This is a genomic window from uncultured Algibacter sp., from assembly GCF_947487575.1.
Taxonomy (GTDB): domain Bacteria; phylum Bacteroidota; class Bacteroidia; order Flavobacteriales; family Flavobacteriaceae; genus Algibacter_B.
Window position 1 is genome coordinate 290,533 of sequence record NZ_CANKXG010000003.1, and the last position, 25,015, is coordinate 315,547.

Annotated in this window: 23 protein-coding genes and 1 tRNA gene; 7 read left to right on the forward strand and 17 right to left on the reverse strand. The window is 32.0% G+C overall.

Going from position 1 to position 25,015, the window contains the following annotated elements:
• Positions 1-279: 279 nt before the first annotated feature.
• Positions 280-834: a crossover junction endodeoxyribonuclease RuvC gene (gene ruvC / locus Q0870_RS04755; RefSeq protein WP_298551636.1), complete on the reverse strand. Its 555-nt coding sequence runs from the start codon at positions 832-834 to the stop codon at positions 280-282.
• A complete protein-coding gene (locus Q0870_RS04760; RefSeq protein WP_298551638.1) occupies positions 834-1,472 on the reverse strand; it encodes a cell envelope biogenesis protein OmpA in 639 nt (212 codons plus the stop codon). The genes ruvC and Q0870_RS04760 overlap by 1 nt, the downstream gene beginning before the upstream one ends.
• Positions 1,473-1,502: 30 nt before the next feature.
• Here Q0870_RS04760 and Q0870_RS04765 point away from each other — a divergent pair, with 30 nt between their 5' ends.
• The 3 genes from Q0870_RS04765 to Q0870_RS04775 all read left to right on the forward strand — a co-directional run bounded on the left by Q0870_RS04765 (position 1,503) and on the right by Q0870_RS04775 (position 4,454).
• The gene (locus Q0870_RS04765) at positions 1,503-2,477 is read left to right on the forward strand and encodes a lysylphosphatidylglycerol synthase domain-containing protein (protein ID WP_298551640.1); all 975 of its coding nucleotides are present in this window, start codon (positions 1,503-1,505) and stop codon (positions 2,475-2,477) included.
• Positions 2,474-3,598 (forward strand): glycosyltransferase, encoded by a 1,125-nt coding sequence (locus tag Q0870_RS04770; protein WP_298551642.1) that lies wholly within the window; start codon positions 2,474-2,476, stop codon positions 3,596-3,598. The genes Q0870_RS04765 and Q0870_RS04770 overlap by 4 nt, the downstream gene beginning before the upstream one ends.
• A gap of 121 nt (positions 3,599-3,719) precedes the next feature.
• Complete coding sequence (locus Q0870_RS04775; protein WP_298551645.1) at positions 3,720-4,454, forward strand: Bax inhibitor-1/YccA family protein; 735 nt, start codon at positions 3,720-3,722, stop codon at positions 4,452-4,454.
• Between the two features lie 117 nt (positions 4,455-4,571).
• Here Q0870_RS04775 and Q0870_RS04780 read toward each other — a convergent pair whose 3' ends face one another.
• From Q0870_RS04780 to Q0870_RS04790, 3 genes are all read right to left on the reverse strand, one after another.
• A complete protein-coding gene (locus Q0870_RS04780) occupies positions 4,572-5,048 on the reverse strand; it encodes a hypothetical protein (protein ID WP_298551647.1) in 477 nt (158 codons plus the stop codon).
• 113 nt (positions 5,049-5,161) lie between these two features.
• Complete coding sequence (locus Q0870_RS04785) at positions 5,162-6,784, reverse strand: M56 family metallopeptidase (RefSeq protein ID WP_298551649.1); 1,623 nt, start codon at positions 6,782-6,784, stop codon at positions 5,162-5,164.
• A 1-nt stretch (position 6,785) separates the two neighbouring features.
• Positions 6,786-7,148, reverse strand: coding sequence for a BlaI/MecI/CopY family transcriptional regulator (locus Q0870_RS04790; protein WP_298551651.1), 363 nt, complete (start codon positions 7,146-7,148; stop codon positions 6,786-6,788).
• Positions 7,149-7,289: 141 nt separating this feature from the next.
• Here Q0870_RS04790 and Q0870_RS04795 point away from each other — a divergent pair, with 141 nt between their 5' ends.
• Positions 7,290-7,787, forward strand: coding sequence for a DUF456 domain-containing protein (locus tag Q0870_RS04795; RefSeq protein WP_298551653.1), 498 nt, complete (start codon positions 7,290-7,292; stop codon positions 7,785-7,787).
• A 333-nt stretch (positions 7,788-8,120) separates the two neighbouring features.
• Here the strand turns inward: Q0870_RS04795 and Q0870_RS04800 are convergent, their stop codons facing one another.
• The 4 genes from Q0870_RS04800 to Q0870_RS04815 all read right to left on the reverse strand — a co-directional run bounded on the left by Q0870_RS04800 (position 8,121) and on the right by Q0870_RS04815 (position 12,305).
• Positions 8,121-8,795: a response regulator gene (locus Q0870_RS04800; protein ID WP_298551655.1), complete on the reverse strand. Its 675-nt coding sequence runs from the start codon at positions 8,793-8,795 to the stop codon at positions 8,121-8,123.
• A 14-nt stretch (positions 8,796-8,809) separates the two neighbouring features.
• The gene (locus Q0870_RS04805; RefSeq protein WP_298551657.1) at positions 8,810-10,609 is read right to left on the reverse strand and encodes a sensor histidine kinase; all 1,800 of its coding nucleotides are present in this window, start codon (positions 10,607-10,609) and stop codon (positions 8,810-8,812) included.
• Positions 10,610-10,751: 142 nt separating this feature from the next.
• On the reverse strand, positions 10,752-10,901 hold the full coding sequence (locus Q0870_RS04810; protein WP_298551659.1) for a hypothetical protein: 150 nt from the start codon (positions 10,899-10,901) through the stop codon (positions 10,752-10,754).
• A gap of 366 nt (positions 10,902-11,267) precedes the next feature.
• On the reverse strand, positions 11,268-12,305 hold the full coding sequence (locus tag Q0870_RS04815) for a LacI family DNA-binding transcriptional regulator (RefSeq protein WP_363317922.1): 1,038 nt from the start codon (positions 12,303-12,305) through the stop codon (positions 11,268-11,270).
• A gap of 159 nt (positions 12,306-12,464) precedes the next feature.
• On the opposite strand from Q0870_RS04815, the gene Q0870_RS04820 reads away from it, so the two are divergent.
• The gene (locus Q0870_RS04820; RefSeq protein ID WP_298551661.1) at positions 12,465-14,972 is read left to right on the forward strand and encodes an outer membrane beta-barrel protein; all 2,508 of its coding nucleotides are present in this window, start codon (positions 12,465-12,467) and stop codon (positions 14,970-14,972) included.
• Between the two features lie 185 nt (positions 14,973-15,157).
• Here the strand turns inward: Q0870_RS04820 and Q0870_RS04825 are convergent, their stop codons facing one another.
• From Q0870_RS04825 to trxA, 7 genes are all read right to left on the reverse strand, one after another.
• Positions 15,158-15,760, reverse strand: a complete 603-nt coding sequence (locus Q0870_RS04825; RefSeq protein WP_298551663.1) for a hypothetical protein — start codon at positions 15,758-15,760, stop codon at positions 15,158-15,160.
• Positions 15,761-16,005: 245 nt separating this feature from the next.
• Positions 16,006-16,572, reverse strand: a complete 567-nt coding sequence (locus Q0870_RS04830; RefSeq protein WP_298551665.1) for a hypothetical protein — start codon at positions 16,570-16,572, stop codon at positions 16,006-16,008.
• Positions 16,573-16,578: 6 nt separating this feature from the next.
• Positions 16,579-16,797: a hypothetical protein gene (locus tag Q0870_RS04835; protein ID WP_298551667.1), complete on the reverse strand. Its 219-nt coding sequence runs from the start codon at positions 16,795-16,797 to the stop codon at positions 16,579-16,581.
• 250 nt (positions 16,798-17,047) lie between these two features.
• Positions 17,048-17,121 (reverse strand) — tRNA-Asp (locus Q0870_RS04840).
• A gap of 78 nt (positions 17,122-17,199) precedes the next feature.
• The gene (locus Q0870_RS04845) at positions 17,200-18,132 is read right to left on the reverse strand and encodes a DUF58 domain-containing protein (RefSeq protein ID WP_298551690.1); all 933 of its coding nucleotides are present in this window, start codon (positions 18,130-18,132) and stop codon (positions 17,200-17,202) included.
• A gap of 141 nt (positions 18,133-18,273) precedes the next feature.
• On the reverse strand, positions 18,274-18,819 hold the full coding sequence (locus tag Q0870_RS04850; protein WP_298340597.1) for an ATP-dependent Clp protease proteolytic subunit: 546 nt from the start codon (positions 18,817-18,819) through the stop codon (positions 18,274-18,276).
• Between the two features lie 77 nt (positions 18,820-18,896).
• Complete coding sequence (gene trxA / locus Q0870_RS04855) at positions 18,897-19,214, reverse strand: thioredoxin (protein ID WP_298339862.1); 318 nt, start codon at positions 19,212-19,214, stop codon at positions 18,897-18,899.
• A gap of 336 nt (positions 19,215-19,550) precedes the next feature.
• On the opposite strand from trxA, the gene Q0870_RS04860 reads away from it, so the two are divergent.
• The gene (locus Q0870_RS04860) at positions 19,551-19,982 is read left to right on the forward strand and encodes an SRPBCC domain-containing protein (RefSeq protein WP_298551669.1); all 432 of its coding nucleotides are present in this window, start codon (positions 19,551-19,553) and stop codon (positions 19,980-19,982) included.
• Entirely contained in the window at positions 19,972-20,295 is a 324-nt protein-coding gene (locus tag Q0870_RS04865; RefSeq protein WP_298339869.1) for a metalloregulator ArsR/SmtB family transcription factor, read from the forward strand. The genes Q0870_RS04860 and Q0870_RS04865 overlap by 11 nt, the downstream gene beginning before the upstream one ends.
• A 236-nt stretch (positions 20,296-20,531) precedes the next feature.
• On the opposite strand, the gene dnaE is transcribed toward Q0870_RS04865, so the two are convergent.
• Complete coding sequence (dnaE, locus tag Q0870_RS04870; protein ID WP_298551671.1) at positions 20,532-24,917, reverse strand: DNA polymerase III subunit alpha; 4,386 nt, start codon at positions 24,915-24,917, stop codon at positions 20,532-20,534.
• Between the last annotated feature and the right edge of the window lie 98 nt (positions 24,918-25,015).

Consider the following 25,015-nt stretch of genomic DNA (forward strand, 5'->3'; position numbering starts at 1 on the left):
TAGATGCCGGCGATGATTATGAATTTAAGTTATTGAATTATGAGTAAAATTAGAACTAAATTTTCTTTTAACAATTAATTGTCTTCTAAAAGCTAGATAAAATGAATATCCATAAAAACCAAAAACTAGCACTACTATAAACCAAATCCATTTATCTCTAGTCTTCCGAAATCTTGTTTGATAAATTTCTAAAAAATATAGCATCAAAAAAATAACTCTCAAGTAAATCATAAAGCTAATTAAAAGTGGATTCCTACCTCTGCAGGAATGACAAAACAATTATTTCTTTATTCTCCCTTCATTCTGCTTCACAAAAGCACTCCAACCAGAATAACTCTTACCTACAGAAATTTTTCCTGAATTATAAAAGTGACATACTGCCGCAGCCAATCCATCTGTAGCATCTAAATTTTTAGGTAGTGTTTTTAATCCTAATAAACTTTGAAGCATTTTTGCCACCTGTTCTTTACTGGCATTTCCGTTACCAGTAATAGCCATTTTAATTTTCTTAGGAAGATATTCTGTTATCGGGATTTCTCTACTTAAACCAGCAGCCATGGCTACACCTTGTGCTCTTCCTAACTTGAGCATACTTTGCACGTTTTTACCAAAAAAAGGAGCTTCAATAGCTATTTCGTCAGGGTTATGCGTATCAATCAGCTCGATAGTACGTTCAAAAATTAGTTTTAATTTTAAATAATGGTCATCATATTTTTTTAAATCCAGCTCATTAAGTTGCATAAATTGCATCTTTTTACCAACCACTTTTATAAGCCCGAAACCCATAATAGTTGTTCCTGGATCTATTCCTAAAATAATTCGTTCTTGCTTCATTAATCTCCACAGTAATAGCAACCGCTTAGCGAAATAGATGCGCCAAAAGTTATAGTTAATAAATCTCCGTTAAACGACCCAAAGCCAGCAGAAACTGGATTAAAATCTTTACTAAAGCCAAAAATATAAGAGGTGTCCATAAAAACTGATAGCTTATCAGAAACACCATAATGAAACTCAATACCGCCCATTACATTTAAGAATGACGTATTATTACTTCTATAGTTACCTAAAGGTTTAATCATGGAAAATCCGGGACCAGCATGAGCAAAAGCCCTCATTTTATTTGAAAAACTGGTTATTATTGAAGCATCATAAACCAGTTGCACATTTATACGTGCATAGTTTACTTTAAACTCTGGTGTATTATCCAGATTTGAAAATCGGTTGTAACCAAAATCTAACTTTGCCCCTAAACGTTGTTTAAACATATATTGCAGCCCTAAGTTAATAGTTGGAAAATTAATAGAATTGGCCTCAAAATCATTTACAAAACCATTTGATAATGGACTATTAACACCCAAAGCAAATTGTGCTTTAAAAGTGCTTGTATCACCTTGTGAAAAACTTGAAAAGCCAATAAAAAAAATAAATATGGGTAACCAAAAAGTGGTATTCAATTTAAAACTTAAGGTCATGTGGTAATATTCTTTTAATTTGCGACACTAATGCACAAAGCACTACCATACAAAACTAAACAATTCTTTTTTGTACTTATTAAATTAAGTATAGTAGTTGGTGCTTTTTACTTTATCTACAATAAAATAGTTAATAATAGTGCTTTAAGTTTTTCCTATTTTATTGATTTTTTATTAAAAAACAACCTTTTTTCAACAAAAAACATCACTTTTTTAATGATTTTAAGCATTTTTAACTGGATATTCGAAATATTAAAATGGAAAATTTTAGTGAGTTTTATTAAAAAAATCACTTTTAAAGATGCTTTAAAACAAAGTCTGGGCGCATTAACAGCTTCATTATTTACACCGAATAGAATTGCTGAATATGGTGCTAAAGCCATGTATTATATATCCAATTTTCGAAAACAAATCATGTTAGTCAATTTAATAAGTAACTTTCTTCAAATGAGTGTTACTACTATTTTAGGCGTAATTGGATTTAGTTTTTATATTTTAAAATACGACCCAGATTTAAATTATTATAAGATTGCAAGGTTTTTAGTTTTTGTAGTATTAGCAATTGTTTTACTTGGCTTAGGAATAACTAAAAGCAGATTTACCGTAAAAGGTTTTTCTTTAGAAAAAATTAAACGTTTTATTGTAGAATATCCAAAAGCGAAATTAGCTACTGGCTTTCTGCTTTCATTAATACGATATGCTATATTTTCTTTCCAGTTTTATTTTTTATTATTAATTTTTAAAACAGATTTAAACTACCTAGATGCCATGATTATAATTACATCTATGTATTTATTGGCATCAATTATTCCATCGATTTTTATTTTTGATGTTGTGATAAAAGGTAGTATTGCTGTTTATTTATTTTCGTTTGCAGGTGTAAATGAATTAATTATTCTTTGCATCATTTCTTTAATGTGGATTCTTAATTTTGTTATTCCAAGCTTGTTTGGAAGCTATTATATTCTTAGTTACAAACTCCCAAAAACTAAAGATTTACAATGATTTTAATAGCTCTACTGATAACACTAATTTACCTAAGCCTAATTGGAAGTTTTATTTTTGGGTTTGACAAGGTTAACACATTTAAGCTTGAGGATATACCTGCTAAAACCAAGTTTTCAATAGTTATACCATTTAGGAATGAGGCTAAAAACTTACCAGATCTATTAAAATCTATTGAAACTTTAAACTATCCAAACCATCTTTTTGAAGTTATTTTTATTAATGATGCTTCAGAGGATAATTCCGTTGAAATTATTAAAAAAGCTTTAAATGAATCTCAAACGAATTTTTCAATAATTTCAAACGAAAGAAAAACAAATTCTCCAAAAAAAGACGCCATAACCTCAGCTATTAAAAAAGCAAAATATAATTGGATAATTACAACTGACGCCGATTGCCAGTTACCTAAATTTTGGCTAGATAGTTTTGATGAGTTTATTCAAAAAGGCAATGCCGTTTGTATTGCTGCTCCCGTAACTTATAATATTGGCAATTCCTTTTTAAATAAATTTCAAATACTAGATATGCTTAGTTTACAAGGAGCAACCATTGGAGGTTTCGGTCTCAAAAAGCCATTTTTATGCAATGGTGCAAATTTGGGATATAAAAAATCCATATTCTTTAAAGTAAATGGTTTTGAAGGCAACACCAATATTGCCAGCGGAGACGATATTTTTATATTAGAAAAAGTTAACAAACAGTATCCAGACCAACTACATTATCTAAAATGCGAAAAGGCTATTGTAAAAACACAATCGCAACCCACTTGGAGTCATTTAATATCTCAACGCATTAGGTGGGCAGCAAAAACAAGTGCTTATAACAATTGGGTTGGCAAACTAATTGGGTTGGTTGTTTTGTTAATGAATGCCATAATTATAATTGGCTTAATGCTAAGTCTCATTGGTATTTTAAATTTAAAAACCCTCTTTTATATTGCATTTATAAAACTTAATATCGATTTCTTTTTAATCTACAAATCAGCTTCATTTTTCAACCAAAAAGAGGGCTTTAAAAGTTATATTTTGGGATTCATAGTATATCCTTTATTTAACGTTTATGTTGCCTTCATATCTATATTTTCGGGTTACAAATGGAAAGGACGCCGCTTTAAAAAATAAAGGATTTATAAAACCCTTTATTTTAGATTCCCGTTTTCACGGGAATGACAAATTTAATAGCAACCTCGAAACAAATTTTGAGGAGTTTCTTTTTCAAATAAATTTAGTAGTTTTATCCCATATGGACTTATTTGGCAAAACTTCAAACCCAGCTTTCAATAACTATTTTTTTGGAAATAAAAAATCGGCAGCAAAAACCATGACGGTAACTGGCATTTTTATCAAATCCATGTTATCCATAGCCATTATTGTTATCATATCCTTCGGTATGTGGAAGCTTCACGAAAACGGCGAACCCATTAAATGGTATTCTTTAGGCGGTATGTTATCAGCCATCGTTATTAGTATCGTTATTTCGGTTCGTCAACATTGGGCACATATTTTAGTCCCACTTTACGCCATTGCAAAAGGCTTTTTTCTGGGCGCCATGACCGTTTATGCGCATGCACAATTTCCTAATTTGCCCTATCAAGCCATTGGTATAACCGTTGTAACATTTATCGTTATGCTACTACTTTATCAAACTCGAATTATAGTTGTTACAAAAAAATTACGAAGCGTTATTATCACAGCTGCCACAAGCATTTTTGTTATTTATATAATTTCTTGGATATTAAGTTTTTTCGGTATTAAAGTTTTCATTTGGGGTATTTCGTGGCCAGCCATTATATTCAATATTCTCGCAGCCATTTTTGCATCACTATCCTTACTTCTCGACTTTGATTATATAGAGCGTCACAAAAATAAGTCGCCAAAGTATAAAGAGTGGTTAGCCACATGGGGACTTCTAGTCACCCTAGTTTGGTTATATATGGAAATATTAAGATTAATGCGAAAACTAGCTATTAAGTTTTAATTTTGGGCGTTACCCAAATGGGTCGGGCTTTCTCTACTCGCTTCCTCCTTCGTCGGCGAGCTCAAACACGCCGTTCAATCCCTAACGCAGCTATCCGCCAAGGCAAGTGTAAATAAGCTAATTTACTTGAATAACTATTGGCAATTTAAACACTGTTGTTACGTGTTGCCCGCGTTTTATCGCTGGAAATATTTTAGGCAAGGAATCAAGACTTTTATTAAGTAAGTGCTTAATATTTGGTATTTCTAAAGTGGTAAGCGAGTCTATTTTAGCCTCAAGTAATACTAATTCACCTTCGTTAGAAACTTGAAATTTTAGCATTATAGTATCGTTAATATCCTGAGTAACAACAATACGTTCATCTAGCAAATAACTCGTAATGTTTTCAGCTATAGTTTCCTGAAAACATAATGTTCTTTCATCTTTCGAAATTGCATCATCACATTTTGAAAAACTAGGATATTCATCAACATCATTCCAATTAAAAGTTTGTAACTCTTCTTCTAAAATAGCCTCAGAAGATGTTTTTTTTACATTAAAATACTCGCAAGAAGTAAGCAATAAAATGAACATAAAAACGAAAGAATACCTCATGGATTTCAACTGAAACCGAAAAGTACAATTTTTTTGTGTCCTATAAAATCTAAAAAAACAAAAACCGAAGTTTTAGCTTCGGTTTTAATTTAAATTAACAAGAATAATTAAAACTAATCCTTAGCTTTTTCCTCAGCTATGGCAAAAATAATTGGTAACGAATAAGGTACATTAACTTTTTTGCCTTTATGCTCCCCTGGCTTAAATTTAGGAAGTGTCTTAATAACTCTAATAGCTTCAGTTTCTAAATCGGGGTGAGGTGCTCTAGAGCGTATATCAACAACGTCACCTTCGTTATTTATTTTAAAAATAACATTAATGCGTTGTCTACCTTTCACTTTAATACTATCTGCTATTTTTGTGTTGAAATTTCTATTTACATGTATGGAAATATTTTTAGACATACAGTTTCTTTGTTCCTTACTTGATAAACCTTCACAGCCTGGAAAAACAGGAACTTGATCTATTATTCCAAAAGGAATATCTATATATTTTATAATGTCAGCAAAAAATGGATCGTCAAAACCATTATTGCTAGTTAAAACTAGTAGTTTTTTTAATTCTTTCTCCTCCTCATCATTTATATTCCCTTGAACTTGAATTTGCTCAAAAACAATACATATCTTTTTGACTAGTTCAGAATCTGTCTTTTGAGAAGTGTAAGTACTTACTTCTGTAACCAAATCTGAATCAAAATTTTCTCCTTTAACGATTGCAGATAATAATTCCAACCCTTTTTCTTCATTATCATTCAAATTACCTTGAATTCCTATTTGTTTTTTTACAGCTTTTATCTTTTCTATTAGTGGAGTTTCTTTTTCAATTTCCTTTTTAACATTATAACTCGTGTCGTTGTCATTTTTAGCTTCAATGCTTGAGGTATACACTAACATTCCAAAAACCATTGGAATTAATAGCGCATATTTAAATAGTCTAACTTGTTTTGATTTTGATTTTTGTAACATAATGATTCGTTTTTTGATTAATGATTTTTTAAAAAATGGATTGATGAATGAAATATTTTTAGACTCAAATACTTGAGTTAATAAATTCTGGTAATATTGATTTCTACTTTGACTTTTTACAGCTTGAGCATCTGCAATAAATTCGTGAAGCGACATGATTCTATCTTGATACATATAAATTAAAGGGTTAAACCAAAATAGAATTCTTAATACTTCAAAAAACAATAAATCTAAGGTGTGCTTTTGCTCAACATGAACCATTTCGTGTTTTAAAATAGTCGCCCTTTCTTCCTTTTTAAGATACTCACCTAAAAAAATATAATTAAAAAAGGAAAACGCCATACTGCTCTTTAATAAGCTAACAATAAGCAAATTACCCTCTCTTTGTTTTGGATTTTTATAAAGTAACACTAATAATTTAATTAGTTTAAAAGTGAATAAAAGTGTCGCTATAATTATTCCTAAATAAAAGATGATCTCCCAAGACAACAATGATTTATTATCTAATAATATTGGTGATAATTGAATTGGGTTTGTTTCTGGTTGTTTAGCACCACCAATAAAAATTTCAGGTAAATTTATAATATAGTCTTGCGAAATAATATTCTTAAAACTACTTATTTTTATAAACGGAATTATTAGTGAGAACGCTGCCGTTACTAATAAATAAGTTCTATTCCAATTAAAGAAAGTTTCTTTTTTTAAAAATACATCATAAATAATTAAAAAGAATAATTGAAATGCTATAGTTTGTATAATATAATGTAACATATTATGAATCTTTTTTATTAATCTCGTTTAAAACAGACTCTAAGTCTTTAATATTCATATCGTTTTTCTTCACAAAAAAGGACACCATACTTTTAAAAGAACCTTGAAAATAATTATCAACCAGTTTATTTATAGATTGATTACTATAGTCTTGCTTTTCCATTAACGGAAAATAAACATGTCCTTTACCCTCTTTTTCATAATCAACAAAACCCTTACTTTCTAAAATCCTCACAATCGTAGAAACCGTATTATATGCAGGCTTAGGTTCTTTAAATTCTTCAATTATTGCTTTTACATTAGCTTTCTTTAATCGCCAAAGAATTTGCATAATATCTTCTTCTGCTTTAGTAAATTGCTTCATAATTAATACCCATTAATTTATTCAACTAAACTTTTAGTTTTACAAATATAACTAAAAAATTAGTTTGAACTAACTTTTTAGTTTAAAATGTAACATTTGGCATGATTTTTAGTCTAAACAGTATATAACTTAAACATTTTTATGGATATTATTTTAATTATTATTGCTACCTTTATTATGTTTCTAGGCATTATTGGGAGTTTTCTGCCTGTTTTACCAGGACCACTTACTAGCTGGATTGGACTTTTGGTACTTCATTTTACCGATACCATTCCAATGGACAAATCATTTCTAATCATAACATTGGTCATAGCCATATTTATTTGGGTACTCGATTACATTATTCCCGCAATTGGAACAAAACGTTTTGGAGGATCAAAATATGGTATGATAGGAACCACAATTGGACTTATTGTTGGATTAATAGCACCTATACCCGGCGGCATTATTATAGGCCCATTTATTGGAGCTTTAATAGGAGAGCTTATTAATAAGAACGATACTAAAACTGCCACAAAAGCTGCTTTTGGTTCCTTCATAGGGTTTTTAACCTCTACACTTATCAAATTTGTAGTGGCTATAATTTATCTAGGATTATTTATTGGAATTTTATGGGATTATAGGGGTGTTTTATTTTAATTCCCATCTTCAGGGGAATGACAATTTCAAATGATAAGTCTCAAAAAATCGACGAATTATTTTTCAATTTAAAAAGAAGAAACCCTATGGGTCTCTCACCTCCATAGGGTTCATGTAAATTGCTATTATCAACAAAAAAATTGAGGGATTAATTAATTTTTGAAGTGTTGATAAACCAAATATAATTAGAACTATTGTTTTTGAACTACGGGAAACCCGTAACTGTTTTGCGGGGTAATGGTAGTCTTCAATAATAGTAATGGTTTTGAGCGCAAAAAAAAAAATGATTTTATTTGTAAAAATCATTTTTTTTTATTTTATGTAATATTTTAGCTATACAAACCCTTTTTTTCTGGCTTCATGAAGTAAAGTTTCATCTTGCCCGTCTTGAACTTCAAATATCTCCCTTAGTTGTTTCTTTCTTTTTTCAATAGCACTTAAAGAAATGTCTAAGTGCGTTGCTAAATTTTTCGTTTTTACACCTTGTGATAATAAGTGAAGAATTTTTCTATTCTTATCATCAATAACAATATCACTAGTAATCGCTTTTCTAATATGACTATTAACTGTACCGCTATAAAACGGCGGATTGTTAAGCACAGCTTGGAAGGCACTAGCTAATTCTCTTGATGTTAAATCACTTTTAATCATAAAACCTTCAGGATCTATGGTTTTAATAATATTATGAATTCTGAATGATTCGTTAAACATGGTTAATATAATAATTTTAGCATCTGGTAAAATTTTTCTAGCATATTCTGCTAAATCTTCTCCAGAACTCATAGAACCATCAGATGATGGTGGTAAACTAATATCAACAAACAAAACATTATAAGGCGTTTCTTTATCAACTGATTTATCCATAAAGGCAACAGCTTCATCACAGTTATTAGCGATATCTATTGTTAATTCTTGATTGTCTTTTTTTGCAAACTGTAGTGTATTTTGATAGCCTTCAATAATCATTGGGTGGTCATCAATCATAAGTATATTTAATTTTTCAATCATAATTTGGAGTTAGGTTAGGGTATTGGGGCTTCAATAATTACATTGGTGCCTAATTTTTTTTCTGAGATTATATCTATAGTTCCATTTATTTCTTTTATTCTAGAATTGATGTTTTTTAAACCAATTCCAGACCTGACTTTATTAACATCAAATCCAGAACCATCATCAGCAATGAATAAGCAAATTACATTTTTTTTCAGTCTAAAACTAATACTTACATGCGTTGCACTAGCATGTTTATATATATTATGGAGTGTTTCTTGAATAATTCTATAAATATGAATTTTCTTTTTATTAGTCACAGAATCCCAAGTTATAGCATCATCATGATTTAATTCATAACTCAATTTATAAGCTATAGATTGTGTTTCAATTAATGTTTTAATAATATCAATAAATCCAGAACCTGAAACAAAATCGGTATTTAACTCATGAGATACTTTTCTAATATCTTCTTCTATTGTTTTAAGTTCATCAATGTATTGCTCTCTAGTTTTTATGGCCTCAGCACTATTATTCATGTTTAAGCTATCTAAACTTAGGCGGGTGCCAAATAAACGGCCTAAAACACCATCATGAAGTTCTTCCGAAATTCTTTTCTTTTCCAATGTTCTAGCTTCCTCGATACTTTCATTTTGAGATAACATGAGGTTATAGATTTCCTCATTTGTTTCTTGTTGTTTTTGAATAAATTGTAATTCTTTATTCTTATTTCTTTGCGAAATCACAAGGTATAAGAGAAATGAAGCTAATACTAACACTATTGAAATGATTAAAAGCCACAGACGCTCTTTAGCTATTTTAATGTTTTCTTGTTCAATTTTATTAGTTTCAAAACGTATTCTGGCGAATTTATCGCGTTTTAATCTTTCACTTTTCTGTAAGCTATCACTTAATTTTATGTATTCTTTTAAATATTCCGTAGCAATGTCACCACTTTCAACTTTAGAGATAATTAATAATGATTTCAATAAATCATCATTATTGTATAACTCTGAAATCTCTTTTGCTTGATAAGCATAATATTTTGCAGAATCTTTTTGATTTAAATCATTATAATATTCAGCTAAATGTTGATGAATTATTATGGAGTTATACTTATCATTAATACTATCACTTATTCTTAAAGCTTTTAGATATAATCCAGGTAATTCTTCATAGTTTTTTGATAGATATAAAGTGTTAGCATAATTACCCAAAGCTAGGACATAAACTTCGGGGTGTTCTTGAATAAGTTTTTTATTATCAAAAATTTGATTGTATTTCTTAATTGCCAAATCATAATTTCCAGAACGCCTATATACTTTTAGCATATTATTTAAAGTTAAACCTTTGCTTCTTTCAAAATCTCCCTCTAAGCTTTTCTTTAATTTCAATGATAATTCAAAATATTTTATTGCTTGATCAAACTGCTCTAGTTCGTCAAAAACAATCCCTAAGTTGTTATAAATAAAGGCTTTATATTTTACAACATTATTACTTTTCTTCAAACTTTCTAATAAAGTAATGGCTTCAATTGATGTGGATTCACTACCTGTATAATCTTTATCATAAGTTTGACAAACTGCTATTCCATAAAGAGTTGCTGCAGTTTTAAACTTATTATTAAATTTTCTATAAACTTTCTCAGCTTTTTGAAAATAAAAGTAGGCACTATCACTAACTAGAGAGTATCTATAAAATTCACCTATTTTATAATATTCTTCTGCAATAGAAGTCGAATCTCTAGTTTCAAAATTTTCTGTTAGACTTTTTATTGAATCTATTTTCTGTAAATTTTCATCTATTTGAGCATTTAAAAAATCAATGCTCATTATTATAATAATTAAAAGTATTCTAAATTTCAATATTAGAAGAGTTGTTTATTCAAATGTATCCATAATTTTTTAATTTACATTCATAAAAAAATCCTGTGTATTAATACACAGGATTTAGACTTATAAAATGGAATTGGATTTAATCTTGACCGCTTCCACCTGTAAAAGGTACTACTACGTTTTTATCCGGCGCAACTTGTATATCATCTTCAGTTAATTCTTGTTTAGTACAAGACGTTAAAGACGCAAAAAATAATGCTACAATTAAAGTAATTTTTAGGGTTTTCATATATTCAAATTTTAAGGTTTCACATTTTTCTCTATTCTTTTGGAATAGAACATTGAACTAAGATTTTGAAAAACAAAATCGTAGCTAAGGGAAAAAATGGATAATTAACTTAAAATCGAATACATAAAAATGCAGAACGATTCTATAAATTTTTATTTTGAGGGAAATGACCGATAAAAGTCAAAGTGGATTAATTCTTCTTAACCGAACTTAGGGAATGTAATGAGTTCGCTCAACTAAGGATGGCTAAAATATATGAAGTAGAAGATTAGAGTATCTTTTTTTCGACAAAAAGTAAAATATTCGACGAAATGCACTTTATTTCATCGACGAAATGCAAATTAATACTTTTTTGTATGTATAAAACTACAAGGTAGATTTGTTTTTAACCAAGCTAGTTTTTACTATTTTGGTTTTTACATCTACTTCAGCACCAGTATTTTGGATTCTTTTTATAAGTAATTCTGCTGCATGCGCTCCAATTACCTTAGCATGTTGTCTTATTGTGGTTAGTTTTGGAAGGGTATGGTTAGAATCAGATTTGCTTGCAAACCCTATTACAGAAATGTCTTTAGGTACTTTTAAACCAAAACTCACTGCTGTATTTAAAGCAATAACAGCAGAGGAACTATCTGCAGCAATAATAGCATCAATATTTTTATTTTTCTTAAAAAGCGCTTTTATTTTCTTTTGATGATCGTCTTTCTTTTTTATTTTCAATACAAAAGATTCAAGGCCTACGTTTTCTAACATGGCTTTATTATAACCACGCTCTCTTAGCTTACCAACACTTATATCGTTTATATTACTAATAAACACTATATGCTTTCTACCTTCATTAATCAAACTTTTAGTAGCATTGTAAGTCGCATCAAAATCATCAACAATTACTTTATCGCATAACACATCGTGTGCCACTCTATCAAACATAACTATAGGTAAACCCTGCTTAATTGTTTTTCTAAAGTGTTCTACTTCATTATTCATTTGAGATTCTTGAGCCACAGATAAAATAAAACCATCAACACTTCCATTTGCCAATAATTGCAAGCTTTCCTTTTCCTTCTCCAAAGATTCGTTAGATATACAAGTTATAATATTATAACCATGCTTAGTTGCTTCTCTTTCAATACCAAAAAGAACCTTGGCTAAAAATCGATTAAGTATATTAGGTATTATAACCCCTATTGTTCTAGTTTTATTATTTTTTAAACTTAAAGCTACTTTATTAGGTCTGTAATTATACAATTCAGCAAGCTCTTTAACACGTTTTACCGTGCTTTCTCCAATTTCTTCACTATTATTTAGTGCTTTAGAAACCGTGGATATCGAGACATTTAATTCTTTTGCTAATTGTTTTAAAGTAACCATACTAGTGACACCTAAATTTTTATTACTACGCAATTTACAAAAATTACACGCACACTATAAGAATTATTTAATATATAGCTGAGTTTTTCTAATAAACCTTAAACAAAAAAAACAGTCTGATTAAAAACTAAAACTATACACTTTTTATAAATAACTTTGAAAAATTATTATACAGACTATTTCTTTTTTCACATGAAACATATAATCGCCACGCTTTTATTTCTTTTAATAGGAATACAACTTGTCCAAAGTCAAATTTCTGGTAAAATTATTGACAGTAATACAAAGACACCTCTAGAATATGCCACAGCAGCACTCTATTCAAAGCTTAATAAAGAACTGATTACTGGTGTAATTACTAATGAAGATGGGACTTTTTCTATTGAAAATATAAAAAAAGGAACTTACTACCTAGAAGCTTCTTTTATTGGTTATGAAGTAAAAAAAGTTGATAATATAGAAGTAATAAATAAAAATAGTGCTGTTTCTTTAAGTACTATTAGTTTAATTATTGGCAAAAATCAGTTAGATGCTGTTGTTGTAAAAGGTGAAAACGCAACTGTAATTAATAAAATTGATAGACAAGTATTTAATACTAAAGCATTCCAAAACACCAAAGGAGGTTCAGCTACAGATGTTATTAAAAACTTACCTTCAGTTAGTGTAAATGGTTTAGGAGAAATTAGTGTTCGTGGTAGTAGCGGTTTTGTTTTACTACTTGATGGTAAACCCGTTCAGGGAAATGCCTCAACATTATTAAATCAATTGCCTGCAAATGCACTCGAGCGTGTTGAAGTTATTACCGCACCTTCTGCTAAATACGACCCTGAAGGAAAAGCAGGTATCTTAAATATTATTACCAAAAGAGGTGGTGTTAGTGGAAACTTTGCTCAAATAAACATTAGTGCAGGTTTGCCATCTATTGAAGGTTATAATAACAAAGAAAACACACAACGCTACGGTATTGATGGTACATACAACATAAGAAGAGAAAAATGGAATATCTCTATTGGTGCTAATTACCAAAGAAAAGACATTAGCGGTAGACGTGAAGGAGATGTTTGGACCATTGTAGATGATGTATTTACTAGTTTTCCATCTGATGGTGAACGTAGTTTTGATGAAGAAAATTTTTCAGGAAGATTTACTGTTGATTTTACTCCTAATACTAATGATGAATTTTCTTTAGGGTTTTATGCTGGAAAGCGAGAAAAAGCGAGAACTGCAGATATTCTTTATAATAATGAAGCGTATCCTGTTGGTGATGAAGATAACAAAATTTTTGAGCTTTCTTATTTCAATGAAAACCTAAGGATTAGAAAAGGAGATTTTGTTTTAGGAAGTTTTGATTATGCGCATACGTTTAATAACAAGTCGAAATTATCTTCTTCTTTTTTATATGAGTACACATTATTAGGAGGACCAACAACTAATAGAAACTTAAACTTTCCGAATACTGAAAGTTTAATTCAAGATGAATTTAACACTAACAATAATCCTTTAAATGGTTTCAGAGGACAAGTAGATTACTCATGGAAACCACTTTCATTTGGAACTTTAGAAACTGGTTACCAATACAGAACTTTAAATAATAGAGGTGATTTCTTTTATGGAAGACGAGGTAATTTTAATGATGATTTCACCAGAGTGGATTTATTCTCAAGTGATATTGATTTAATAAGAACCATACATTCTACTTATGCACAATTAAGTGGAAAAAAGGATAAATGGGAATATGCCGCTGGTTTACGTTTAGAAATTCTTGATAGAGAATTAATATTAGCCGATAAAGCAGGTACTTTTCAAGAAACTTTAAATTATAACTACGAAAAACTTTTCCCATCAGCTTCTGTTCAATATAGTGTAAGCGATAAAACAAGTGTGAAATTAGCTTATAGCAAACGTGTTGACAGACCATCTGCATTTAAACTGAACCCTTTTAGAGAACGTGAACACTCTGAAACTTTAGAACAAGGTGATAAAAATTTACTTCCAGAATTTATTGATTTAGTTGAACTTGGTATCTCAAAAAAATTCAACAAAGGCAACTCTATTTTCGCAACAGCCTATTTTAGAAATGTTGAAAATTTAGTAAACCGAGTGAATCAAATTTATAGTGGACCTCCTATTGATCCTGACGATTCACGTTTTGATAATGTGGTTTTAGACCGTATTTATTCAAATATAGGCACAGGACGTTCTCTTGGTTTAGAATTAGGAACTCAACTTAAACCAACAGATAAATGGAGTAATTTTATAGGATTCAATATTTATAATTTTAAAATTGATGGTGCCTACAATGGTGAAAAAATTGATAATAACGCTACTCAATATTCTATTAATGCAAATAGCACTTTTGATTTCTCTGATACAGCAACACTTCAATTTACATTAAACTATTTATCTGAAAGACAAACAGCACAAGGAAAAGACTCAAGATTCTACTCACCTAACTTAAGTTTCAAAAAGAGTTTCTTAAATAATCAATTAGTAGCTACTTTACAATGGCAAAATATTGATATGGGTTTACTTGACACAAACGAGCAACGCATAACAACATCTAGATCTAGTGAATTCTTTACTACAACAAATTATGTTTATGAGGTTGATGTTATCATGTTAAACCTATCTTATTCATTTAACAAAACTAAAAGTAAAGCGAAGTTTATTGATAGTGAATTTGGGAAGAAAGAGTTTTAAATAAAATAAATTTATAGTTCCAGGTAAAATCTCTAAAAAACAAAAGGTTTATAAGTAATATATAAACCTTTTTCGCTATTAATTCAATCAATTCTTAGTAAGAATTTATAATGCAATTTAACAGCAAAAAAATAACATTATGTAACATGTGTTACGTTTATCATTTTAATATTTTTTTGTTTAATCTAAAAAGGTGGTGGTGTAACTCCTCCATCACAATCTGTTAAATCTGCTGTAAAATACATTGCCCAACTATTACCGCCAAAATCTTCACCTTCTGCCCAAGCAGTCTCTTCAGATGGACCATCTACCTCAGCATGTACAGCAAAACATAACTCACCTGTAATATCACCAATATCAATGGTATAAATCACTTCAGTTGTGCCATTATCATGCTCACCCGAGTAGTCAAAGTGTCCAATTTTCGGGTTGTTAGCTCCGGTAGTTGGGAAGCCATCTTCTTCACAATTAGTAATGTGCAAGTGTGTTGCATTTAAAACCCAATCGCCATTAGTAACATAAGTTATTGTTAGAATATTACCATCTATATCAACAGTCACATTTCCAATATCGTAATGCTGTCCAGCAATTAGACTGACTGAGTAACAATGTTCATCAGAAGATGTATTTGTAGAATTACTACTCTCCTCTAATTCAAAATTTTGCTCTTTTTGGGGTGATTCTTCTTTTGCAGAAATTTGATTTTTAGACTGCTCTACACTTTCTATATTACATCCAAAAACCAATATACTTAAGCATAAAAGATAAACTTTAGCTATACGTTTCATAACATTTGTATTAAGTAGGTTTATAAACCAAATATAGATCAACACAGACTAATTGTAAAATATTTTCGCTGAAATGCAACTGTTTTAAAAAAACAAAAGATTTTTACTACATGATGTGTCTGTGAATGGTTATAAATAACTTTTTAAGCAATCCAATAAAAAATAATTGTTTTTGAAATTAAAAAAGGCTAATCACTTCGATTAGCCTTTTCTGGACTCATTGATACTTAAATAAATTATATTATTTATCTATCAGTCATCGTTATTTTTTTTCCTTTTTTTACCTTATCGTCTAGTATTTCTACTTCATTTTCTAAGGCTTCTATCTCCTGCATCTCTTCATCAAATTCTTTATTTGTTAATTTACCTTGCTTCTTTTTAGCTTCAAGTTTTTCCTTAGCTATTCTGACTCTTTCTCTGGCATCACTAACTTTAGACTTACCTTTTTCAAGTGTACTTTCTAACTGCTTTACATTCTCATCCTTTTTTAGTTTAGCTTGTCTAGCACGTTCCTGTCCATAAGCTTTACCTTCTAGCCCATATTTATCTTTTCCATAGGCATTTCCATCCTTTTCTAGATTCTCGACTGCTTCTTCAGCTTTTTCCTTATTCTTTTTTATAATTTTTTCAGCTTTATCCTTCTTTTCCTTTATATCTTTATCAATATCCTCTTTTACATTTTTCTTTTCCTTCTTGATTTTCTTTTCTACTTTTTCTTTTTTACCTGCATGTTCAGGTTTTTGAGCAACACCTATCGCCACAAAACTAAATAGCGATACAATAGTTAAAAATAATTTTAATGTATTTTTCATAATAAATTAGTTTTCTATTTCGTTTAACATTTCATCTAACTTTTTAATCGAAGCCTCAATACTCTCTTCGGTTTGCTTAATCTCACCTGTAATCTCCTCAATCGAATCTATCTCTTGTTTTAACTCGGTAATTTCAGTTTTAGTTAATTCTTCACTAACTGTTTTCTCTTTTTTATTGCCACAACTTAAAATAAGTATAGACAAAAGAATGATGATTTTTTTCATAATTTAAGATTAAATTTAGTTAACTATTGTTTTGGACACAATCTTTAACTAAGGTCACATTTTATAAAAGTCTATTTGCAAAATATCACAAAAACAAAAAAGCTTCACAATTTCGATAACTCGAAAAAGGAAAGCTTTCCATTGGTTACCAAATTGCTTTGGCAAACTACATCCCAGACACCTCTGGGACAACACAACATCTTAATACTAAAAAAGCTCTAATTTCTCAGAGCTTTTTTTGCAATTTTTGCGGTCTGGACGGGACTCGAACCCGCGACCTTCGCCGTGACAGGGCGACATTCTAACCAACTGAACTACCAGACCGTTGCATTATTGCGGTTGCAAATATACACGCCTTTTTTTATATCTCAAATCTTTTTTTCTCTTTTTTATAGAAAAAAATTATCCAGAGAACTTTTGGCGTTCTATCATGTAGGTTGTGAGGATGTTATTGAAATTTTTATTAATATCAGCCTCAACATACTTTATTTTGTATTGCGCACATTTTAATCGCAAAGCTTCAAAATACGAATCAACCGTTTTACTATAACTTTCTTTTATTGAATCCGCATACAAATTAATATACTCTCCTGTTTCAACATCAATAAAACGCTTTGGTTTATTATCAAAATCGAAATTTAATTCTTTGGCTTTATCAAACACATGAAACAAAACCACTTCATGCTTATTATACTTTAAATGTCGTAAAGCCTCAAACAACTTCACCTCATCTTCCGAAGTCTGAAACATATCCGTAAATAAAAATATCATAGAACGCCTATGAATCTTTTCAGCTATTTCATGAAGATACTTATACGTTTCTGTTTGTTTATTCTGCGGTTTAGAAACTACAGCGTCACTTAAATGATTCAACAACATTTGATGATGACGCTCACTACCTTTTTCAGGTGCGTAATAATCATAATCATCACTATAAATACTTAAACCAACAGCATCACGTTGCTTTTTTAAAATATGCATTAACGAAGCTGCTGCCAATGCTGAAAATCCAACTTTATTTAAACTATCAATCGAAAACGAATCCAATTTCGGATAATGCATTGAGCTACTATTATCTAATATAAGATGACACCGTAAATTGGTTTCATCATCATAGCGTTTCGTGTAAAGTTTATCTGTTTTGGCAAACAGTTTCCAATCTATATGTCGTGTACTTTCGCCTTGATTATAAATTTTATGCTCCGCAAATTCTGCCGAAAACCCATGAAACGGACTCTTGTGCATACCAGCAATAAACCCTTCAACCACCTGTTTTGCAAGTAACTCAAGATTTTTAAAACCTTCTGCTTTATTAAGTTCGTTTTGTAAGTTCATAGAAAAGCCCCACCTAACCTCCCCAAACGGGGAGGAAATATTCATGAGGTAAAAAATATACGTTAAATATTAATTAATTAAATTTAAACTTTCCATTTTCTTGGAAAGAGTAATAGTTCCCCCATCTGGGGGTTAGGGGGTCTATATCACTGCATCAACAATACCATAAGCCACAGACTCCTCTGCACCCATCCAATGGTCTCTATTAAAATCCTTCATAACCTTTTCAAAAGTCTGCCCACAATTATCAGCCAAAATTTTAGCACTCAACTCTTTCGTTTTCAAAATCTCTTGTGCCGTAATTTGAATATCGCTTGCTTGTCCGCGTGCACCACCACTTGGTTGATGAATCATCACACGCGCATGAGGCTGAATAAAACGCTTACCTTTTGCCCCAACCGATAACAAAATTGACCCCATTGACGCCGCCAACCCTGTACAAATAGTCGACACATCACTATTTAAAGACTTTATACAATCATACATGGCAAAACCAGAAGTTACATAACCACCTGGACTATTAATGTATAATTGAATGTCGGCAGTTTCCAACGCATCTAAATATAGTAACCTATCAATTACATGTTTAGCAGATTCATCATCTACCTGACCCCACAAAAACACTTTGCGTTGCTCTAATAATTTATTATCTATCGCGTCTTGAACTTTATTTTTACTCATCTCAATATTTTATTTAGTAAGCATCTAAAATAAAAAAAGGTTCACCATAAGGCAAACCTTTTTAACTTTCTTTTCTCATTCTGTTATAGAAGCGCATCTATAGCCTCGGTGTATGCATTTTTAGGAGCAACACCAACTTGTCTTCCAACAACTTCTCCATTTTGAAATACCAAAACAGTTGGAATGTTACGTACTCCGTATTTACCTGCAAATTCTTGATTAGCATCAACATCTACCTTACCAACAACGGCTTTCCCCTCATATTCATCGCTAATTTGCTCAATTACCGGTCCAACCATTCTACATGGTCCACACCAAGCAGCCCAAAAATCAACCAATACAGGTTTATCACTATTCAATACTGTTTCTTCAAAATTTGCATCTGTTATCTCTAATGCCATAATATTTATATTTTAATAAGTTCTTAAATCATTTTAATTACACAAAATTAGTCAAAAAAAAACCCAAAGCTTACAAACTGGCAATTTGTTTTCCCTATAATAGCATCAATTGGTTTTATTTAAAATATTAATTTGGGCGCAACCACAAGGGTCGGGCTATCCGTTACAAGTCCTCGCACCTCCTTCGTCGGGCTGTGGGCTTTCCTCTACTATCCCTTGCGCAGATGCAGAACACCAATTGAAATTTTAGTTAAGCAACTAAAAAGTTGCGTATTAAATTTATTTAACTTAATTTAGCAACCGTAAAGTTGCATAATAATCAAAAATCGAACTATAATGAAAGATTCAATCAAAAAAGAAGTCGTGTTTAACCAGTCCATCAATCAGGTTTGGAACGCCATTACAAAAGCCGAAGAAATCTCAACATGGTTTATCCCAGCCGATTTTAAAGCCGAAAAAGGCTATAAATACCTGTTCACTTCCCCACCAAACGAAAAAGGTTGTACCACCATTGGTGGAGAAATATTAGAAGCAAATCCTTATGTTTTAGTTTACACATGGATTGTTGGCGGAACAGAAACAGAAACCACCGTAAAATGGGAACTAGAATCCTCCGCCGAAGGCACAAAACTAACCCTAGAACACACCGGTATATCAAACTACGTAGGCGAAACGGCTATTGAAATATTCGAAAGCTTTAATGGCGGGTGGGACAACTGTATAAACGGTTTAACTAGCTATTTAAAAGAAACAATAAATGCAGGATAAAATCACCAGACTTTTTAAAGCCATAGCAGACCCAACAAGGCGTGATATTTTTCATGCCTTGGTTATTGCAACCTCAGCATTATCCATTACACAAATCTCAAATCAGTTTGATATGACGCGCCAAGGCGTTACCAAACACATTAAAACTTTAGAAGAAGCGGGATTAGTTTACATTAACTCACAAGGAAGAGAACGCTTTTGTAATGCCAACCCCAAAGAACTACAAGAAGTTAACAAATGGATAAAGTTCTATGAGCAATTCTGGGATGATAAATTGAGTAGTTTGGGGGATTATTTGGATTCAAAAACATAACCCACTACGTCATTGTGAGGGAGAAACGACCGTAACAATCTTTTGATTATTAGCCCGAAATTCTCAACAAACAGATTCTCACGCTTTTTTTCTCATGAAAAAGCTCAGAATGACGTAAACATCAAACACGTCGTCATTGTGAGGAGGCACGACGTGACAATCTCTTAAATTAAAACTAGACCTTTCAATAAACAGATTCTTACGTTACGATCAGAATGACAATTCAATCAAAAAAATCAATTCAACTTAAACCTCACATCCTGCGCTTCCAACTCACTCAACAACTCTTGAGATACCTTAATCTTTTGCCTTCTACTAGGCATGGTTAATTTCATCTTTTCTTTTGTGTCGTACACTAAAAAATTCAATGCTTGGTTTCCAGGATGCATGTGTAGCAACTCTTTTAAGGCTATAATTTTTTGTTCGGTTAAATCTTTTATATCAACTTGTATGGACAGTTTTTTAGCATATTGCTCCATCACATCATGTAACAATTGGAAACTATTAAACTGCAATCTTGGGTCGCTCTTTTTACCCGTGTCTTTATTGGTCCATCCTTCACGCACAAAGCTTTTTACAAATACAAAGTTGTTTTGCAGTAAAAAGTGCCTGTATTTTAAATATTCTTCACCAAAAATTCTAAACTCAAAACTATCAGTATAATCTTCAATCGTAAATAATGCCCAACCTTTACCTTGTTTGCTTACACGATGTTGCACATCAGTAACCACACCGCCAAACACCAATTCCCGATTTACATAAGGTTCTAAATTATTAAACATCCCAACCGTAGCATTACAAAAGGTCTTCATTTCGGTTTTAAAATCATCCAACGGATGTCCAGAAATATAAACCCCAACAACTTCGCGCTCTTTACTCAAGGTTTTCATGGTGCCCCACTCTTCACATGGTGGCACTTCGGGTTCAGAAAATTGCACGCTACTCTGCTCTCCAAACATATCTATTTGTGCAGAATTTTTATTCTCTTTATACTTTTGGGCAAACTTTATGGCCTTTTCTAAAAAGGTAATACCATCGCCATCATCATGAAAATATTGCGCACGATGTATATCGCCAAAGCCATCAAAACCACCAGCATAGGCTAAATTTTCAAAGGCTTTTTTATTGGCGGCTCGTAAATCAATACGCTTTGCGAAATCAAAAATAGAACTGTAATGCCCATCTTCTTTTCGGTTGTCTACAATCGTCATAACCGCACCATGACCCACACCTTTTATGGCCCCCATCCCAAAACGTACCGCACCGTCTTTATTTACCGAGAACTTATAATAACTCTCATTCACATCTGGCCCTAAAACATCCAACTTCATCCGTTTACATTCTTCCATAAAGAAAGTAACTTGCTTAATGTCATTCATATTATTAGAAAGCACCGCAGCCATATATTCTGCAGGGTAATGTGCTTTTAAATAGGCGGTTTGGTAAGCTATCCACGCATAGCATGTAGAGTGCGATTTGTTAAAGGCGTAACTTGCAAACGCTTCCCAATCTTTCCAAACTTTCTCTAAGATTTTAGCATCATGACCGTTTGCACTGGCTTGCTCGATAAATTTTGGTTTCATTTTATCCAAAACCGCAATTTGCTTTTTACCCATGGCCTTTCTAAGTACATCGGCTTCACCTTTGGTAAAATCTGCTAAACTCTGCGACAGCAACATCACCTGCTCTTGGTACACTGTAATACCATAAGTTTCCTTTAGGTATTCTTCCATCGCAGGCAAATCGTACTCGATTTCCTCATCGCCATGTTTTCTGCGCACAAAACTTGGAATATATTCCATAGGTCCTGGACGGTACAGAGCATTCATAGCTATTAAATCTTCAAAAACCGTTGGTTTTAAATCCCGAAGGTGTTTTTGCATCCCAGGCGATTCGTATTGAAACACACCCACAGTTTCGCCGCGTTGAAACAAGGCGTAGGTTGCTTCATCGTCTAAAGGAAAACTTTCTGGATCTAATTGAATATCATGCTTAGCTTTAACAATTTTAACGGTGTCTTTAATTAAAGTTAGTGTTTTTAAACCCAAGAAATCCATCTTCAATAATCCTGCATCTTCTACAACAGAGTTATCAAACTGCGTGACGTACAAATCAGAATCTTTTGCCACAGAAACAGGCACAAACTTGGTAATATCATCTGGTGTAATAATTACACCGCAGGCATGTATTCCAGTATTTCTAACTGAGCCTTCAAGCGTTCTGGCAAGGTTTACGGTTTCTGCCTGTAAATCGCTACCATCGGCAATATTTAAAAGCTCGTTTACTTTCTCTAAATCTTCTGCCCTAAATTTCTTTCCGAGTTCTTTTTCATCTAAACCAAAAATCTTCCCGAGTTTAGACATGGTTGGGATTAGCTTCGCAATCCTATCGGCATCAAACAAGGGTAAATCTAAAACACGCGCTGTATCACGAATAGACGATTTTGCAGCCATCGTACCGTAGGTAATAATCTGAGCCACTTGATTACTCCCGTATTTATCAATTACATATTGCATAACACGCCCTCTGCCTTCATCATCAAAATCAATATCAATATCGGGCATACTAATACGATCTGGATTTAAGAAACGCTCAAAAAGTAAATCGTACTTTAATGGGTCTATATTAGTAATCCAAAGACAATAAGCTGCCACAGAACCCGCAGCAGAACCACGCCCAGGGCCTACAGATACATCCATATTTCGGGCTTCGCGAATAAAATCTTCAACAATTAAGAAATACCCCGGATAACCTGTGTTTTCAATAACACTTAACTCGAAATCGAGACGCTCTTTCACTTCTTCTGATAGTGCTTCACCGTATCGCTTCTTAGCACCTTCATAAACTAAATGTTTCAAATAAGCATTTTCGCCTCGTTTACCACCATCCGCTTCATCTTCCTCATGTTTAAATTCATCTGGAATATCAAAAGCTGGTAATAAAACATCTCGCGCTAATTGAAAGGCTTCAATTTTATCTACTACTTCTTGAACATTAATAATTGCTTCAGGAACATCCTGAAACAATTTCTTCATTTCCTCTGAAGATTTAAAATAATATTCTTGATTTGGTAATCCGTAACGATATCCACGTCCACGCCCAATAGGTGTCGCCTGCTTTTCGCCGTCTTTTACGCACAATAAAATATCATGTGCATTAGCGTCTTCTTGTTTTCTATAATACGTATTATTGGAAGCAATTAACTTAACGTCATGTTTTCTGGCAAGTTTAATTAAGGTAGGGTTTACACGATTTTCATCTTCTTGATTATGGCGCATCAACTCCACATACAAATCCTCCCCAAATTCTTCTTTCCACCAAAGCAAAGCTTCTTCGGCTTGATTCTCGCCTACATTCAAAATTTTACTTGGCACTTCACCATATAAATTTCCAGTCAATACAATCAAATCTTCTTTGTATTGCTGAATTAATTTTTTATCAATTCTAGGCAAATAATAAAACCCGTCTACAAAGGCGTGAGACGATAATTTTGCCAAATTATGATAGCCATTTTTATTTTTAGCAATTAAAACGATTTGATACCCGTTATCCTTTCTGGTTTTGTCTTCATGATTTTCACAAACAAAAAACTCAACACCTACAATCGGTTTTATCAGTTTTGCTTCTGTGGTTTCTCCATTTTCTTCTGCTTCTGCGATTTTTGCTTTTACACCACTATTGAATTTATTAACGGCATTCACAAAATGAAATGCTCCCATCATATTCGCATGGTCTGTCAAAGCTACGGCAGGCATGTTTTGCTCTCCTGCTGCAGCTACTATATCCGAAACGCTCATTGTGGATTGTAATACCGAAAACTGTGAGTGGTTATGCAGGTGGACAAAATCTACATCGGCTAATTCGGAAGCATTTTGTTCAATATCTTCAGAAGAAACACCTGATTCCGCCGTTTGTAAACGCGCTTGAATTTTAGCACTTTCCTTTTTTAAATTAATGTGCTTTAAACCAATAAGCTGAATCGTATCGGGATTTTCTTTCTTAAAATTCTCGAAATAATCAGGCTGAACATCTAGCTGTTCCTTGGTGTATTCACCTAAACGAATTAACTCTAAAAAGCAACGTGTTGTTGCTTCAACATCGGCAGTTGCATTGTGCGCTTCAGAAAACGGCACATCAAATAAAAATTCGTGTAATTCCGTAAGCGTTGGTAATTTGAATTTCCCATAACGCCCACCCGGAATCTGACATAAACCGGCTGTATGCTCCGTACAGGTATCTAAAACGGGAAGTTCTTGCAATGGGTTCTCAACATCACCACGAACAAACTCTGCTCCCATTATATTCAAATCAAACTTCACGTTTTGCCCGACTACAAACTTTGTTTTCGCTAATGCAATATTAAATTTTTCTAAAACTTCAGCCAAAGGCACACCTTGTTCTTCTGCTAATTCGGTAGAAATACCGTGGATTTTCTCTGCATCATAAGGAATATTAAAACCTTCTGGTTGCACCAAATAATCTTGACTCTCGATACAGTTCCCCATACCATCATGCAATTGCCACGCGATTTGTATACACCTAGGCCAGTTATCTGTATCTGTAATTGGTGCATCCCAGCGTTTAGGCAATCCGGTGGTTTCTGTATCGAAAATTAAGTACATATTATATGTTTATGCGTTGATTTGTTTATAAGTTAAATCGGGAATGTCGAGCATATAAAAATACATAGAATTTATACTTTTTTAAAGTTGAGTTATGA

Coding starts and splice junctions, on each gene's coding strand:
- ruvC (WP_298551636.1), bottom strand. CDS start 834: ATGAAGCAAGAACGAATTATTTTAGGAATAGATCCAGGAACAACTATT.
- Q0870_RS04760 (WP_298551638.1), bottom strand. CDS start 1,472: ATGACCTTAAGTTTTAAATTGAATACCACTTTTTGGTTACCCATATTT.
- Q0870_RS04765 (WP_298551640.1), top strand. CDS start 1,503: ATGCACAAAGCACTACCATACAAAACTAAACAATTCTTTTTTGTACTT.
- Q0870_RS04770 (WP_298551642.1), top strand. CDS start 2,474: ATGATTTTAATAGCTCTACTGATAACACTAATTTACCTAAGCCTAATT.
- Q0870_RS04775 (WP_298551645.1), top strand. CDS start 3,720: ATGGACTTATTTGGCAAAACTTCAAACCCAGCTTTCAATAACTATTTT.
- Q0870_RS04780 (WP_298551647.1), bottom strand. CDS start 5,048: ATGAGGTATTCTTTCGTTTTTATGTTCATTTTATTGCTTACTTCTTGC.
- Q0870_RS04785 (WP_298551649.1), bottom strand. CDS start 6,784: ATGTTACATTATATTATACAAACTATAGCATTTCAATTATTCTTTTTA.
- Q0870_RS04790 (WP_298551651.1), bottom strand. CDS start 7,148: ATGAAGCAATTTACTAAAGCAGAAGAAGATATTATGCAAATTCTTTGG.
- Q0870_RS04795 (WP_298551653.1), top strand. CDS start 7,290: ATGGATATTATTTTAATTATTATTGCTACCTTTATTATGTTTCTAGGC.
- Q0870_RS04800 (WP_298551655.1), bottom strand. CDS start 8,795: ATGATTGAAAAATTAAATATACTTATGATTGATGACCACCCAATGATT.
- Q0870_RS04805 (WP_298551657.1), bottom strand. CDS start 10,609: ATGAGCATTGATTTTTTAAATGCTCAAATAGATGAAAATTTACAGAAA.
- Q0870_RS04810 (WP_298551659.1), bottom strand. CDS start 10,901: ATGAAAACCCTAAAAATTACTTTAATTGTAGCATTATTTTTTGCGTCT.
- Q0870_RS04820 (WP_298551661.1), top strand. CDS start 12,465: ATGAAACATATAATCGCCACGCTTTTATTTCTTTTAATAGGAATACAA.
- Q0870_RS04825 (WP_298551663.1), bottom strand. CDS start 15,760: ATGAAACGTATAGCTAAAGTTTATCTTTTATGCTTAAGTATATTGGTT.
- Q0870_RS04830 (WP_298551665.1), bottom strand. CDS start 16,572: ATGAAAAATACATTAAAATTATTTTTAACTATTGTATCGCTATTTAGT.
- Q0870_RS04835 (WP_298551667.1), bottom strand. CDS start 16,797: ATGAAAAAAATCATCATTCTTTTGTCTATACTTATTTTAAGTTGTGGC.
- Q0870_RS04845 (WP_298551690.1), bottom strand. CDS start 18,132: ATGAACTTACAAAACGAACTTAATAAAGCAGAAGGTTTTAAAAATCTT.
- trxA (WP_298339862.1), bottom strand. CDS start 19,214: ATGGCATTAGAGATAACAGATGCAAATTTTGAAGAAACAGTATTGAAT.
- Q0870_RS04860 (WP_298551669.1), top strand. CDS start 19,551: ATGAAAGATTCAATCAAAAAAGAAGTCGTGTTTAACCAGTCCATCAAT.
- Q0870_RS04865 (WP_298339869.1), top strand. CDS start 19,972: ATGCAGGATAAAATCACCAGACTTTTTAAAGCCATAGCAGACCCAACA.
- dnaE (WP_298551671.1), bottom strand. CDS start 24,917: ATGTACTTAATTTTCGATACAGAAACCACCGGATTGCCTAAACGCTGG.